Annotated in this window: 12 protein-coding genes; 7 read left to right on the forward strand and 5 right to left on the reverse strand. The window is 44.3% G+C overall.

The window, feature by feature from the left end:
• Window positions 1–77: 77 nt before the first annotated feature.
• Together I2D69_RS08715 and I2D69_RS20955 are read left to right on the forward strand one after the other, a co-directional pair.
• Window positions 78–2,159 carry a hypothetical protein gene (locus I2D69_RS08715; RefSeq protein ID WP_195379751.1) on the forward strand — a complete coding sequence of 694 codons (2,082 nt, stop codon included), beginning with the start codon at window positions 78–80 and terminating at the stop codon, window positions 2,157–2,159.
• On the forward strand, window positions 2,137–4,086 hold the full coding sequence (locus I2D69_RS20955) for a GHKL domain-containing protein (protein ID WP_195379752.1): 1,950 nt from the start codon (window positions 2,137–2,139) through the stop codon (window positions 4,084–4,086). Before I2D69_RS08715 ends, I2D69_RS20955 begins: the two co-directional genes overlap by 23 nt.
• A gap of 72 nt (window positions 4,087–4,158) precedes the next feature.
• On the opposite strand, the gene I2D69_RS08725 is transcribed toward I2D69_RS20955, so the two are convergent.
• Both I2D69_RS08725 and I2D69_RS20080 read right to left on the reverse strand, forming a co-directional pair.
• Complete coding sequence (locus I2D69_RS08725; RefSeq protein WP_294423235.1) at window positions 4,159–4,797, reverse strand: LytTR family DNA-binding domain-containing protein; 639 nt, start codon at window positions 4,795–4,797, stop codon at window positions 4,159–4,161.
• Window positions 4,745–4,897 carry a hypothetical protein gene (locus I2D69_RS20080; RefSeq protein WP_226855019.1) on the reverse strand — a complete coding sequence of 51 codons (153 nt, stop codon included), beginning with the start codon at window positions 4,895–4,897 and terminating at the stop codon, window positions 4,745–4,747. The genes I2D69_RS08725 and I2D69_RS20080 overlap by 53 nt, the downstream gene beginning before the upstream one ends.
• A gap of 349 nt (window positions 4,898–5,246) precedes the next feature.
• On the opposite strand from I2D69_RS20080, the gene I2D69_RS08730 reads away from it, so the two are divergent.
• Window positions 5,247–5,870, forward strand: coding sequence for a hypothetical protein (locus tag I2D69_RS08730; protein WP_173715489.1), 624 nt, complete (start codon window positions 5,247–5,249; stop codon window positions 5,868–5,870).
• A 174-nt stretch (window positions 5,871–6,044) separates the two neighbouring features.
• Here the strand turns inward: I2D69_RS08730 and I2D69_RS08735 are convergent, their stop codons facing one another.
• Window positions 6,045–7,982 carry a sugar-binding domain-containing protein gene (locus I2D69_RS08735; RefSeq protein ID WP_243243785.1) on the reverse strand — a complete coding sequence of 646 codons (1,938 nt, stop codon included), beginning with the start codon at window positions 7,980–7,982 and terminating at the stop codon, window positions 6,045–6,047.
• 355 nt (window positions 7,983–8,337) lie between these two features.
• On the opposite strand from I2D69_RS08735, the gene I2D69_RS08740 reads away from it, so the two are divergent.
• The 3 genes from I2D69_RS08740 to selA are packed head-to-tail and all read left to right on the forward strand — an operon-like array spanning window position 8,338 to window position 13,204.
• Window positions 8,338–9,699, forward strand: a complete 1,362-nt coding sequence (locus I2D69_RS08740) for an MATE family efflux transporter (protein WP_195379754.1) — start codon at window positions 8,338–8,340, stop codon at window positions 9,697–9,699.
• Window positions 9,700–9,759: 60 nt separating this feature from the next.
• Window positions 9,760–11,625 carry an ABC-F family ATP-binding cassette domain-containing protein gene (locus tag I2D69_RS08745; RefSeq protein ID WP_195379755.1) on the forward strand — a complete coding sequence of 622 codons (1,866 nt, stop codon included), beginning with the start codon at window positions 9,760–9,762 and terminating at the stop codon, window positions 11,623–11,625.
• 22 nt (window positions 11,626–11,647) lie between these two features.
• Window positions 11,648–13,204, forward strand: a complete 1,557-nt coding sequence (gene selA / locus I2D69_RS08750) for an L-seryl-tRNA(Sec) selenium transferase (RefSeq protein WP_195379756.1) — start codon at window positions 11,648–11,650, stop codon at window positions 13,202–13,204.
• A 38-nt stretch (window positions 13,205–13,242) separates the two neighbouring features.
• Here selA and I2D69_RS08755 read toward each other — a convergent pair whose 3' ends face one another.
• Both I2D69_RS08755 and I2D69_RS20960 read right to left on the reverse strand, forming a co-directional pair.
• Window positions 13,243–13,896 carry an L-rhamnose mutarotase gene (locus I2D69_RS08755; RefSeq protein ID WP_195379757.1) on the reverse strand — a complete coding sequence of 218 codons (654 nt, stop codon included), beginning with the start codon at window positions 13,894–13,896 and terminating at the stop codon, window positions 13,243–13,245.
• 330 nt (window positions 13,897–14,226) lie between these two features.
• Window positions 14,227–14,394, reverse strand: a complete 168-nt coding sequence (locus tag I2D69_RS20960) for a DUF6783 domain-containing protein (RefSeq protein WP_313718321.1) — start codon at window positions 14,392–14,394, stop codon at window positions 14,227–14,229.
• Between I2D69_RS20960 and I2D69_RS20965 the strand changes: the two genes are divergently transcribed.
• On the forward strand, window positions 14,329–14,475 hold the full coding sequence (locus I2D69_RS20965; RefSeq protein WP_313718320.1) for a DUF6783 domain-containing protein: 147 nt from the start codon (window positions 14,329–14,331) through the stop codon (window positions 14,473–14,475). The genes I2D69_RS20960 and I2D69_RS20965 overlap by 66 nt on opposite strands.
• The last annotated feature ends 15 nt before the right edge of the window (window positions 14,476–14,490 follow it).

Below are 14,490 nucleotides of genomic sequence, written 5' to 3' on the forward strand. Positions count from 1 at the left end.
CGGAAACCTGCGGTTCGCCACAGGTTTCTTGTATTATACGATAAAATCTTATATGCTTGGGACAAGGGAGAAAATCAATGAAAAAAAGGTTAAAAGGTCTGATAAGTGTTTTTTTCTTTTTGCTTTGCATATTTGCCTGGAAAAGCGTGCAGGAAGTAAGGGCAGCAGAAAATGTAATAAGGGATTTTTCCAGAATTTTCTACATACCTGCCGGAGTAGTTTTGAAAGGCGGAAGCCTGCAGAAACTGCAGGAAATTTATGATGGCATGAGCTGCATTGCATATACAGAAGACGGGGAAGAGCTTTATCTGGATGCAATCTGGGACTATTCCGGAATTGATATTCAGACTGTGGGAGCCTATAAGATTACAGGGACAGTGAGACTTCCGGAAGGATATACAAGCAATGTCGGTCTTCCGGAATGGACAGCATGGATTTCTGTACAGAATCCGGGACAGCCGGAGATTCAGGTGTATTCCCGAATGATTTCAGCAGGTATTTACTATTTTCCATGGATCACAGAGCAGAATCCGGATAAGATGGCAATATGGCTTCAAAGAGAAGGAGAGGACTGGGTAAATGTAAGCGAGGAAGGATATGGATTTGCGGATACCGATGGGGTGTATCTTTCCTGCCAGAGTATGATAGCTGAAAATATATATACACTGACAGTTGTTTATAATGAAGGGAAAACCAGAAATCTTAAATACCGCTATCAGTCAGATGGAAGCTTGGAGATACTCAGTTATCAGCCTGGAACAATTGGCGGGACAGTATCAAAAGATACTGTTATCCGTTCCTGCGAGGAGATTGACGAAAAGAGCCTGCAGCGCTGCATGGTATATGCGGTGCGGGCGGGGCAGAGTCTGGCAGAAGTACGGACCGAGCTGGAGGAGACTTTTTATATTCTTGGGAGCACCTGTGAAGAATATGAGGATACTGCGGCCCATCCGGCTGTTATCATGCCTTCGGTATGGGATTTCAGTCAGGTTGATGTGAATGCTCCTGGCGTTTATAAAGTGACGGGAACTTTTGCAGCTCCAGAAGGCTGCACGGTGGATCAGGAGCTTACTGTTCCGGGGGCGTCTGCTTATATTACCGTTCAGCGCCCGGATCAGCCGGAAGTACAGACGTGCTGTGTGGTTGGCGTGGATACTCTGTTTTTTCCTATGATATTAGACCGTTTTACAGATGAACAGCTGGACAATCTGCAGGTATATCTGCTGGAAAATAATGAAGATAAAGAAATAAGCAAAAGTAATTTCTATTTTGACAGAAAGGGTCTGTATCTGAAAAAAAGTGTTCTTAAAGCTGGCTGGGAATATGGAATTTACGTAACCTATCCAGGTGGAAGTACCGGGGTATATACTTTTGTGTATGGTGGGGAGCTGATTTCTAATGAGCACTGGTACAAGCGCAACTATGCAGACAGGGATGGCAAAGAGCTTCCGGATATTGACAATGAAACGGAGCGGGTAACGGATACTTCCGCCATCCTTGTAGGAAACAGGCTGCTGGATCTTATGAAGAATGGTGTAAAGCTGATTCCTTTTGAAGGAGACGGAGTGCTGGTCAGGGTTCCTGTGGAAGTGGTAAAAGGCTGGAATATAAAAGCGGAGGATCAGATTGAAACAGACATTTCCTGGGTGGGAAGTGATGTTTCTGTAAAAATTTCCAAAAACGGAGAAGCTGTTACAGATATTCCAGGAGCTACCGTGGAGATTCCGTATGCGAACCGTGACTCTCAGACTATGCTGACAGACGAAGACGGTAACTCCTATACAGGTTCGGTAAATGATGCACAGAACGCTGCGGTGATTCCCATTGATAAAACCGGAGATTATACAGTGGAAGAGCAACCACAAAATCAGACAGAGAATGGTGGAAACACAGAAGAGGATGATCCGGAAGGAGACAGTCTGGAAAATGCGGCGGACTCAGGGGAAGAAAAGCTGTCAGAACAGGTTGAGGAACTTCTTTCGGAAGATGTCAAAAACCAGAAAGCGAATTCAGATGAGAATCTTAACAGTCAACATAAAAAAACGGCTTCAATTGTTATAATAATTGTAATTTTGTTAATATTGTTATGGAATATACCAATGAGACGCGGCAAAAAGCTCCGAAAGGGGGAACGGGGTGAAGGAGAACAAAGCAAATAAAAAAGGAAGGAAGCTGCTGTGGGGAACTGTAATCATAACCATGATTCTATCCTTTATGTTTTTTTACGTGTTGTATTGTTCGAATAACAAATATATGACAAGAGAGGAAAAAGCCATACACGGACTTTTGTATGCAGATGGCTCCTATGAGAGCTTTCCTGTCTATTATTTGTCCAGAGAATGGGAATATTATCCGGATGCACTTCTTACGCCGGAGGATGATCTGGATAAATATTATTTTCGTTATATTTCTATTGGGGAATATGGTGGAATGGAACTTGGAAACAGTGAGAGAAGTCCGTATGGGAGTGGTACATACCGGTTAAAAATCATGCTTCCCGCTGAGCAGCATACATATGGTTTGTATCTGCCGGAAATTTTTTCAGCATATAATTTGTATGTGGATGGTGTTCTGGTCGGACAGATGGGAAATCCGGACCCGGATCATTATGTGGAACGGACTCAGAACAGAATGTTTACCTTCAAGGCCAATACTTCATTAGAAATTCTGATTGCAGTGACAGATAAAAGCTCTGCTTCGCCGGGAATCCAGAGTGTACCTGTTTTTGGAAATCCTTTAAAAATAAACACCATAAGGGGAATTGCGGTGTTTATCAATTCCTCTGTATTTACCTTGATCATTCTGGTTCTGGCGTTTTCCGTATGGGCATTTTTTAAAACCAGAAGCAGGGCAAATGTACTTTTTGCAGGAGTATGCCTTTGTGTGCTCGGGTATACCTGCTATCCCCTTCTGCATACATATCTGGCGCTAAGAGTACAGCCCTGGTTCTCTGTTGAAATGCTGTTCTATTTTCTTGCTTTTCCGGCAATGCTTTTGCTGGAATATGAGATCACAGGGCAAAAGTATAAGTGGATGGTATGGGGGGGTCTTGCTACAGCTGTGGCAGGTCTTGGGGTTACGCTTGCCGGGATTTTTGCAGGGGGAATGGAGAACGCAGCTCTTTCTTATGGTATTTCAGCGGCAACAGAGGTGCTGAAATGGTTTACCGCTGTATGCCTTGTTTTAACTGCGTTTTTCTATACGGAAGGGATGCAGGGCATTTCTCTTCTTGCAGGAACCGTAATTTACGCAGTATCTCTGGCAGCAGACCGCATATGGTCTTTGTATGATCCGATTATTGGCGGCTGGTTTCCGGAATGGGGCGGCATCATTTTGACAGGTATATTTGGAATGTTTCTCTGGAGAGAACTGACAGAAGGCTATCGGATGCGGCTGATCTATGAAAAACAGTCCAGACAGATGGAATTGCGTCTGCTTATGCAAAAGGAGCATTATCAGAAGTTAACTGATGCACTGGAAGAGGCAAGCCGTACAAGACATGACTTCAGACAGTATATCCGTACTGCTTCCATTCTGCTGGAACAGGAACATTATGAAGAACTGAAAGCGTATTTTCATCAGTTCGCACAGGAGAGCACCGAAAAAATGCAGACACCAGTATGCTATTGCAAGAACATGTCTGTGGATGCAATCTTACATTACTATGCGTCACAGCTGGAGCAAAAAGGTATAAAGTACAGATATTCAGTAGAGGTTCCAGAGAAAATGAAAATTTCTGATCTGGATATCTGCAGGATTTTTGGTAATCTGATGGAAAATGCAGTGAGAGCAGTGCAAAAAGAAGAGAACGCGGATGAGGCTTATGTAAATTGCATCTGCAAAGTAAAAATGGGAAAACTTCTGATCAATATTGAAAACACCTATGCAGGAGAAGTGCAGAGAAATGGGGCAGCTTTTTATTCAACAAGTCACAGCGGGCAGGGAATTGGAATTGCTTCTGTTTCCAAAACAGCAGAGAAATATGGTGGATATGCCGACTTTTCTGCCAGAAACGGTATATTCCGGGCGAATGTGTTTATTCCACTGGAAGATATGGATTTACGGCTTTCTGACAAAGCTGACTGACAGGCTGAGAAATTTTGCCGGGTCTTTCTTCCACATAAAAAGTCTGCGCAACCAGTTGTGCAGACTTTTGTATTATGAGAAAAGATAATTCAGATATTCCTTCTTGATTGCGTTAGCTCCCCGTTTACGGATCTGGACGGTTTCCTGGTTGTCCAGAAGAAAGCCCTCCTCCAGTGTTTTGTAAATGCGGTCCATATTCACAAGACAGCCGCGGTAGCAGGAGAGAAAACAGGGGAGATCGTGAATCAGTTCCTCGAATTTCTGGAAAGTCAGGTATGTGCGCAGAACTCCTGCGTCTGTGTGAAGCTGGACAGCATTGTGAAAGGTGTCTGCATACAAAATGGTTTTTACAGGAACACGTAGAAGGGTACGGTCGCAGATCACCTCTATATATCGTGTATCCTGTGCACGCTTGATCTGAATGGAGTCCAATACCTTTGTGAGCTTGTTTGTATCAAGAGGCTTCAGAAGATAATAAGCTGCCTGCACGTCGTAACTGGCAACCGCAAAAGCATCGCTGCTAGTAACAAAAATAAGAGCACAGGAGTCGCCTTTTTCCCGAAGCTGGGCGGCCAGGTCCATACCATTGGCCTGCTTTATGTAGATATCAAGAAAAATCAGGTCATAACTGCCGGGAGAATAGCTGTTCCAGAAGTCTTCAGGTGAAGAGAAGATAGCTGTTCCAGAAGTCTTCAGGTGAAGAGAAGGTATGTAATTGGATAGATATCTGTTTTTGGTCATAATGTTCCCGGGCAGCTTCTGCAAGTGCATCAAGATCCTGCTGCACATCATCAATTATTGCAATGTTCAATGCTAAAATCCTCCAAAAGAATGAAAACCTGCAGTAAATTAAAATATTACTGTTCACTGGTAATGTTACACGAGGTGTTTTTTGTGAACAAAGTTCACAGAAAACCCGAGAACATCGGCGCGAAATCATGCGAATGCATGATTTCTGTGCATTGCGAAGCATGTTGCTGTGAACGGAGTGAACAGTAACATCAAAATATCACTGAAAGTGTCATTTCATCCCATGTATATTGTTTTTTCAAAATAAATCGGATATAGTAACCTCAAGGTGATGAGGCGTTAGAAAGTATTATAAACTTTTTAGGTCCTCTATATAATATCACAAAATATGATAAAAGTGAGGTAGAAAAATGAAAAACTGGAAAAAAGTTATGGCTATGTTATGTACCGCAGCAATGGTAACCGGATTTTCTGCTCCTGTATGGGCTGAGGCAGATGCAGCAGAAGATACTGAGACTGCAGATGATGAGATTACAGAATTAACAATGGACATGCTTGATGAAGCTGCATATGAAGGAACATGGTTATCTTTTGAGCCGGGCTTCGATCTCTATGTACCAAGTAACTGGGATGTTCTGGAAATTTCAGATGAAGATGCAGCAGACGGTGTTATGTTCCAGGCACAGGATCCAGATTCTGAAGAAGGCGTGAACATGGTAGTGACCGCTACAGATGTTGGAACAGAGTATGATCTGCATTCCATGGCTGATGAGCTGGCTACAGAGTATGAAGATGTTGAGAAGGTTTGCATTAACGGACTCTATGCGGTTTCCTTCGAGACTGAAAGTACATACGGAATCGCTTTCCTGGAGGATGCTGAGGGAATGATGTACAATGTTCAGATCGGACCGAAATCTGATGACATTCAGCCTATCGCTGAGACACTTTTCGTTTCTCTGATCAAGACAGAAGACAATGTGGAAAATGCAGAGGCTGAGACTGATGCGGCAGCTGACGAAGAAGCAGCAAACTAATTGCTATAAATGCAATCAGCAGTAATAACTAATTTAAATGCGAAACGTGAATGTCAGCTGGAAATAAATTTTGAAGCTGGCGCTTAAGAAAACAAAACAGAAGCTATGCAGTATATGGAAAAAGACTGCATGGCTTCTGTTTTTTGTTTCATCAGATAAATATGCGTTTAACAGTTAGTTGTGTAAAGATTTCTTCAGCTTCGTATTCCATTTCTGTACAATCAACGGATTCATTTTAATCTTTTTACGATCGTAAGTGATCAGTCCGTTGGTTTCTTCTTCAATATCAGAAAGCTGCGTGAAAACAGTTGCAGAGTATCCTTTTTTTACAGAAGGTACGATAGTGTTTTCCATCAACCTGGAGAAGCCGTCGGTAAGCGCCTCGCTGGTGGTAAATTTCTTATATCCGTAAATATTTTTACAGGCACTGTGCTCTTGCAGGCGAAGAGAGTAACCTCCAAATTCAGATAAAGCAAGTACGCGGTCTGATTCTGGTACTGGAAGTCCAAGAAAATAATAATGGAGACTGTTAATATCACCACAGCCCTGATCAAACCATCCACTGGCAGAATCTACCAGGCGGGAAGGATCAAGCCGGTGAATAAAATCTGTGATTTTTTTGGTTGAAAACTGTCCCCATCCTTCGTTGAAAGGTACCCATGTGACGATGGAAGGATGATTATACAGTGTCCTGACCATATCCCGGATATCGTCAATGTATTCCTGACGGCCGAATACATCTGTGCGGGAGAGCAGGCGGGCGTGGAGGTCTTTTACTGGAATGCGCATCCAGTTTAATAATGTGGCCAGATAGGTGACAAACCAGTGATGGTAGGAAGAACCGCCGTTAGGCATATCCTGCCATACCAGCATTCCCATGCGGTCACAGTGGAAATACCAGCGGTCTGCTTCAATCTTGCCATGCTTGCGGAGCATATTAAAACCAAGATCTTTCATTGCACGAATATCGTAGATGAGAGCTTCATCTGAAGGTGCTGTATAAAGCCCGTCGGGCCAGTAGCCCTGATCCAGCACGCCGCTCTGAAAATATGGCTGATCGTTCAGGAAAAAGCGTGGATAGCCATCGTCAGCTATCTGTACGTCACATTTGCGGAGTGCGAAATATCCAAGAATCCGGTCTTTGCCATATTCCAGGGAATAGGGGTAAAGCCATGGCTCTTTGGGAGTCCAGGACTTCTGCATATTTTCCGGGATGGAGAGGGTGGCTTCTTTTCCGGGACGGATTGCGGCGGTAGTTATTTCATCTTGGCATAATGTATCGTTAAGTCCGTCTGCATCAAGAAAAACAGGTGGATAAACTTTGCAGATCACATTGGATGAATTCTGTCTGTCAGGTGAAAAAGCCAAAACAGTTCCCTGAGAATCTGTCTGATCTGCTGCCGTGGGACTTATATGGGCAGGAGATGCATTTTCGGTCAAGGCGGCGGAGGATACGCGGATTCGCATCCGGACCAGACCGTTGTCCCAATCCGGGGTAACACGCACATCTCTTATGTATTCGTTCGGTACGATCTCCATCCATACAGTCTGCCATATCCCGCTCTGGGCAGTATAGAACATACCGCCGCGTTTCAGCTGCTGTTTGCCTCTGGCATGATAGGAGGTGTCACTGAAGTCATGGACACTTATTAGGATAGAGACTGTGAGATCTTCTGTAATAAAGTCTGTAATATCTGTGGTAAATGGAAGGTAGCCTCCCTTGTGATAGGTGACGAACTTTCTGTTAATGTACACACTGCAGATCTGATCTACAGCTCCAAAATGCAGAAGAAGCCGCTGACTTTCTGTATCCAGGCAGTTCTCTGGCAACTGGATGGTACGGGAATACCATAAGGTTTCATCAGGCAAAAGCTGGCGCTTTACCTGGGAAAGAGGTGCTTCCGGTGAAAAGGGCACTAAAATCTGTCCGTCAAAGGGGAAATATTCGCTTTCGTAAAATTGCCATGGAAGAATGCGGCTGTCAGTAATCAGATAGTCCCACATGCCGTTCAGATTGATCCAGTGACGGCGTACCATATCCGGACGAGGATATTCTTTCAGAGTCTGTCCCAGGGCAGCCGCTTTGCTCCAAATGGTTTCCAGATTTTTCAAATATATGTCCTCCTTAAATTTACGAAAAGTATGAAAAAATAATTATAATGATATGTCTTATTATACACGAAATATGGACGTTTGCAATTGGATTTGTGAAAACCTGATCCGCAACATTACTGTTCACTGGTAATGTTCCGCGAGGTGTTTTTGCGAACAAAGTTCACAGAAAAACGAGAATTTGAGCGTGAAATCTTGCGGATGCATGAGTTTTGTGTAACGCGAAACGTGTTGCTGTGAATGAAGTGAAGAGAAACACGGTTGCAGGGCGTAGAGTGAACAGCACATCGCAACTTACGATTGAAAAAGCAGGTGTGGTATGTTACGATAAAAAGGATTGATGGAGGGGAAAAAGATGAATAATTCACAAAACAAAAATCTGCTGACAGAAGGGTCTATCTGGAAGAAACTGATGGGATTTGCGTTCCCGCTTTTTCTGGGAAACCTGTTCCAGCAGCTGTACAATACAGCAGATTCTCTGATCGTGGGAAACTTTCTGGGAAGTGATGCACTGGCTGCGGTAAGTTCATCCGGCAGTCTTACATTTCTGCTGGTAGGATTTTTTCAGGGCCTTGCTATGGGAGCAGGCGTTATCATAGCGAGATATTTTGGCGCAAGGCAGAAGAAGGAGCTTCACAGGGCGATTCATACCACGGTGGCTTTTGGTATTCTGTGCGGTATACTTCTTACAGCTGGCGGTGTTGTGCTTGCACCAAAAATTCTGATCCTTATGAAAACACCGGCAGATATTTTGCCGAAATCCACCCTGTATTTCCAGGTATATGCCCTGGGATCCCTGGGACTGGTTCTTTATAACAATTTTGTAGGCATTATGCAGGCAGTGGGAGACAGCCGTCATCCATTGTATTACCTGATTTTTTCATCGCTTTTGAATGTGGCTCTGGATATGGTTTTTGTAGGCGGATTTGGAATGGGCGTGGAGGGCGCAGCTCTTGCCACCATGATTTCCCAGTTTATGAGCGCATTTTTGTGCCTGTACCGTCTGATGAAAAAAAGCCCGGAGGAGTATACGGTTTCCCTTAGGGACGTTCGCCTGGACTCCTATATGCTGAAACAGATCGTATCCAACGGTCTTCCTGCCGGCATCCAGAATTCCGTGATCGCCATTGCAAACGTGGTAGTGCAGTCTAATATCAACAGCTTCGGCAAGCTGGCTGTTGCTGGATGCGGGGCATATTCCAAGGTTGAGGGATTTGGTTTTCTGCCTATTACCTGTTTTTCTATGGGACTGACCACATTTATCAGTCAGAATCTGGGAGCAAAGAAATATGACAGGGCAAAAAAAGGAGCCCGTATTGGTATCCTCTGCAGTATTTCGATGGCAGAGATAGTGGGAATTATTGTGTATTTTGCAAGCCCGGTATTTATTGCCGCTTTTAACAATGATCCGAAAGTGATTGCTTTTGGAGTGAAAGAAGCACATATCATTACTCTGTTCTATTTTCTGCTTGCCTTTTCCCATTGCATTGCAGGACTTATGCGCGGAGCGGGAAGAGCTACGGTGCCCATGTTTGTTATGCTGGGCTGCTGGTGCGTGATCCGTGTGACTTATATAACCATCGCTGTGAAGCTGCATCCGGTGATCCAGACTGTATTCTGGGCGTATCCGCTGACCTGGTCATTAAGCTCCATTCTGTTTTTGATTTTTTATCTGAAATCAGACTGGATCCATGGTTTTGAGAAAAAAAGAAACTGACAGAGGCGGAAAATACTGAAATAAATGCCAGTGGATGGTGAAAAAGGAGTTATGGTTTTTATGAATGTACTGAACATTGAACATGTAAGCAAGATCTTTGGAGATAAAAAGATTTTTGATGATATTTCCTATGGAATCCATGATGGGGATAAAATCGGAATCATTGGAATCAATGGAACTGGAAAAAGTACTCTGCTGAAAATCATTGCAGGGGAAGAGGAGACTGATGAGGGACAGGTGATTTCCCAGAATGGTCTTCGTATCACTTATCTGCCTCAGATGCCGGATTTTCCAAAAGGTGCCATTGTACAGGACTATGTGGCTGATGGGAAATGGCAGAAGGACTGGAGCACGGAAAGTGAAGCCAGAAATATTTTGAACAAGCTGGGGATTACAGAACACAATGTCCCTGTGGAACAGCTTTCCGGTGGTCAGAAGAAGCGTGTCGCACTGGCCAGAACTCTGGTAAACCCTTCTGATGTGCTGATTCTGGATGAGCCTACCAACCATCTGGATAACGAGATGGTAACCTGGCTGGAGGATTATCTGAACCGCTTTAAAGGCGTTGTGATCATGGTTACGCATGACCGTTATTTTCTTGACAAAGTTACCAATAAAATTCTGGAGATCAGCCATGGAAAGGTATATTCCTATGATGCCAATTATTCAGGATTTCTGGAATTAAAAGCACAAAGAGAAGAGATGGAGCTGGCTTCTGAGAGGAAGAGACAGAGCATTCTCCGTATGGAGCTGGAATGGGCGAAGCGCGGCTGCCGTGCAAGAAGCACCAAGCAGCGGGCCCGTCTGGAGCGTCTGGAAGCGTTAAAAAATGGCAAGGCGCCTGTTCAGGAGACGGATGTGCAGATGGACTCTGTGGAGACCAGAATGGGGAAAAAGACAGTAGAGCTTCATCACATTTCCAAAAGCTATGGAGATAAGGTGATTCTGGATGATTTTGACTATATTGTGCTGAGAAATCAGAGACTTGGAATTATCGGACCAAATGGATGCGGAAAATCTACTTTGATCCGCATTATTGATGGAATGGTGGAACCGGATTCCGGTACCGTGGAGATCGGAGAGACGATCCGGATTGGTTACTTTGCCCAGGAAGTGCCGGACATGGATGGAAACCAGCGGGTGATTGATTATATCCGTGATGTGGCAGAGTTTATTCCTACCCGTGATGGAAAGATCAGTGCCTCTATGATGCTGGAGCGTTTTCTTTTTGATTCTGCAATGCAGTATACACCGGTAGCCAAGCTGTCAGGAGGAGAGAAGAGACGTCTGTATCTCCTGAAGGTACTGATGGAGGCGCCAAACGTACTTCTTCTGGATGAGCCAAGTAATGATCTGGACATTCCTACACTGACCATTCTCGAAGATTATCTTTCTACATTTTCCGGAATTGTGATCACGGTATCTCACGACCGTTATTTCCTGGATGACGTGGTGGATCGCATTTTTGCCTTTGAAGGGAATGGAAAACTGACCCAGTATGAGGGTGGTTATACAGATTATGCGGAGGCGAAAGCGCGGAAATATGGGGTTGGAAGCAGTGAAATTGGTGCCGGGGCCGGCAGCAGTTTGTCGGATAAAGCAGCTTCCGGAAATAACAGTACAGAGGATGAAGGGAAAAAACCTACCAGAAAAGACTGGAAGCAGGGTCAGAAGTCTGAAAAACTGAAATTTACTTATAAAGAAGAACGGGAATATGCTGTTATTGATGAGGATATAGCCAGACTTGAAGAGAAAATTGCCAGGCTGGAGAATGATATGATGGCAAATGCCACCAATTCCGTGAAACTTCGTGAAATCATGGCAGATAAAGAGGCGGCGGAGAAGCAGCTGGAAGAGAAAATGGATCGCTGGGTGTATCTGAATGATCTGGCGGAGCAGATTGAGGCACAGAAAAATAATGGATAAAGGTGACAGGAAGCTGCATGTTTTGAAAGTCCATAAAGAAAAAGAAGAGGAAAGCTTTCTGAACAGGAGAAAGGAATTGTTTCGCAGACTACCAAAAATTGACAGGCTTATGGGAATGGAACTGACGAAAGAACTGACGGAACAGTATGGGTATCGTGCAGTACTGGAAGCTGCCAGAAAGGTGGAAGAGCAGCTGCGGGATGCCATGCGTCAGCAGATTTTGGCGGAAGAAAAGCCAGCTGTGTTCCTGGATATATCTGGACTATCAGACCAGAAGGATGGCTTACCAGTAAAGCTGTCTGATTTGAAGGCTTTGTCTGAGACAACATTAGATTATACAGAGTACATTTTGCAGGAAATGAAGAGACTGCTTGCGTGCAGAAGCCAGAGGCAGATACAGCGGGTGATCAATGCTACCGGTGTGATCCTTCACACAAATCTCGGAAGAGCGCCCCTTGGGGACAGACTTGTGTCTGAGCTTATACCTTTGATGACCGGATATACTAATCTGGAAATGAATCTGGAAAATGGGAAGAGAGGAAGCAGATATGATCATTTTGCTGAAAATCTCTGTAAACTGACTGGGGCTGAGGCTGCCATTGCAGTGAATAATAACGCGGCAGCAGTGTTGATCATGCTGACGGCGCTGGCATCTGGAGGAGAAACCGTGGTTTCCAGAGGAGAACTTGTGGAGATTGGAGGGAAGTTCCGGATTCCGGATGTATGCAGCCAGAGTGGAACGATGCTTGTGGAAGTGGGGACTACCAACCGGACTTATCTGGAGGATTACGAAAATGCAGTGACAGAGAATACAGCTGCTTTTCTGAAAGTGCATACCAGCAACTATCAGATTACCGGTTTTACCCATGAAGCAGAGCTTGCGGAACTTGCAGAAACAGCACATAACCGCGGAATTCCCCTTCTGGTGGATCTTGGAAGCGGAAGCCTTGTGGATATTGCTTCTTATGGAATCGAGCCTGAAAAGACCGTACAGGAGCTTTTGAAGAAAGGCGCAGATATTGTATCTTTCAGTGGCGATAAACTTCTGGGCGGACCACAGGCAGGAATACTGGCAGGACGTAAAGATTTGATCGAAAAGATTTCCAGGCATCCTCTCATGCGGGCACTGCGAATCGATAAGTTTACAGCTGCCGCGCTGGATAAGACAGTAAGTATTTATCTGGATGAGGGTCAGCTGGAGAAAGAGATTCCGGTTTATGATATGATGAGTCGAAGTGCAGAAGAACTTAAGCGGAATGCATTATGGCTTATGGATGAACTGTTGTCTGATGATTCTGAATATGAACTTGCAGTGACCTCTACACGAAATCCTGTTGGCGGTGGTACTACACCTGGAAAAACACTGCCTGGAGCTGCATTGCAGATAAGAAGCCTGAATGGAAGTGGATTTTCCGCTCAGGAAATCAGTGACCGCTTACGGAAACTGGACACTCCGGTAATTGGTCATATTGTAGACGACCGGGTTTATCTGGAAATGAGGACTATAAGGACTGACAAAGAACTGGAGATTCTCAGAAAAGAATTGAAATATGATCTGTGCAAGAAAAACCCTCAATGACCTTTGAAAATCATTGAGGGTTTTTGCATATTATGATTTTATTTCCCCATATGCCATGCCAGTCTTACACTTGCAGAGTGGACTGTTCCTGTGAGCCAGTCGCAGTCATTGGTGATCCAGTCCATGATGCCAAGCTGACGGGTTTCCCAGGAAACGGTAGCTTCATGGGCTTCCGGTGTTTCTTCAGTCTCCATAGTGGTGTCGATCTCGTCGTAGCCGAAAATATATCCGCCTGCGCTCCAGATGCTGAAGTTGCTGTCAGGACCCGGGTCAATCCTGCCCTCTCTTGCGGCAACCAGTCCGTCATGTCTTGCCTTATATTCTTCCTCGCAATCAGGTTTCAGTCTGGTTATGAACATTCTGTGGCGGATCAGCTCTTTGTTTTCGCGGACAACACCGAAATTGTGGTACATCAGACGCATGTTTTCGCCAGGGGTGGAAATCCAGGTGAAGGTGTGGTCAATTCTGGAGGTGAGAGCCTGGATGCTGGCTTTTTTCTCTTCTGAAAATTCATTATTTTCGTCTGTTTCGTAATATCCGAAAATCAGGGAATCACAGTTCCAGATGCTGAAATTATGTACCTTTTCTTGATCCAGAAATGCAGTCAGATCTGGCCAGATCTCTCCTAATATCTGGCGGTATTCATTTTTTTTCCCTTTTTTGATTTCCATAGCAAAGCTGTGTCTTTCCATAAGAAAAATCCTCCGTTTTATAAAAATAAGATATTGTGTATATCTGGTTTTTCTGTTTTGAACCTTGCAAAAAAATATTAATCTAAGAAAAAGTCAAGTTTACTTCTCACGGAATGTTACCAGTGAACAGTAATAGTTACTGTTCACTGGTAATGTTCCGCGAGGTGTTTTTTGTGAACAAAGTTCACAGAAAACCCGAGAATTGCGGCGCGAAATCATGCTTTGCATGATTTCTGTGCATCGCGAAGCGCGTTACTGTGAACGGAGTGAACAGTAACCAGTAATAAGGATAGCATAATTTCTCAGATAAATCCACCCTTATATTGACATTCAGCATGTACTTATATACAATAAGAGGACTGGCCTGGAGCATATTTGAAAAATCATTCCCGCAATCTGCACGCCCTGCTTTGCAGTATATTTTGCCTGAATTTGGTCTGCGTAGCCCGCTGCGACGCCCCTATCCGGACAAAATTTCCTGCAAATTGTGATGCACATCTTGCAGAAAGTCTTTTTCAAACACGCTCTAAAAAAGAGGGCGACAGAAAAAAGGGTTATTGGTCACGGAGTGAACAGTAAACGAAAAGGTTTAAT

Source organism: Ruminococcus sp. D54t1_190329_F1 (assembly GCF_015551645.1).
Classification (GTDB): domain Bacteria; phylum Bacillota; class Clostridia; order Lachnospirales; family Lachnospiraceae; genus Blautia_A; species Blautia_A faecis.

Bases quoted from the DNA above. Each gene is read 5' to 3' on its own strand.
- I2D69_RS08715 (WP_195379751.1), top strand. From the start codon at position 78: ATGAAAAAAAGGTTAAAAGGTCTGATAAGTGTTTTTTTCTTTTTGCTT.
- I2D69_RS08730 (WP_173715489.1), top strand. From the start codon at position 5,247: ATGAAAAACTGGAAAAAAGTTATGGCTATGTTATGTACCGCAGCAATG.
- I2D69_RS08740 (WP_195379754.1), top strand. From the start codon at position 8,338: ATGAATAATTCACAAAACAAAAATCTGCTGACAGAAGGGTCTATCTGG.
- I2D69_RS08745 (WP_195379755.1), top strand. From the start codon at position 9,760: ATGAATGTACTGAACATTGAACATGTAAGCAAGATCTTTGGAGATAAA.
- I2D69_RS08755 (WP_195379757.1), bottom strand. From the start codon at position 13,896: ATGGAAAGACACAGCTTTGCTATGGAAATCAAAAAAGGGAAAAAAAAT.
- I2D69_RS20960 (WP_313718321.1), bottom strand. From the start codon at position 14,394: ATGTGCATCACAATTTGCAGGAAATTTTGTCCGGATAGGGGCGTCGCA.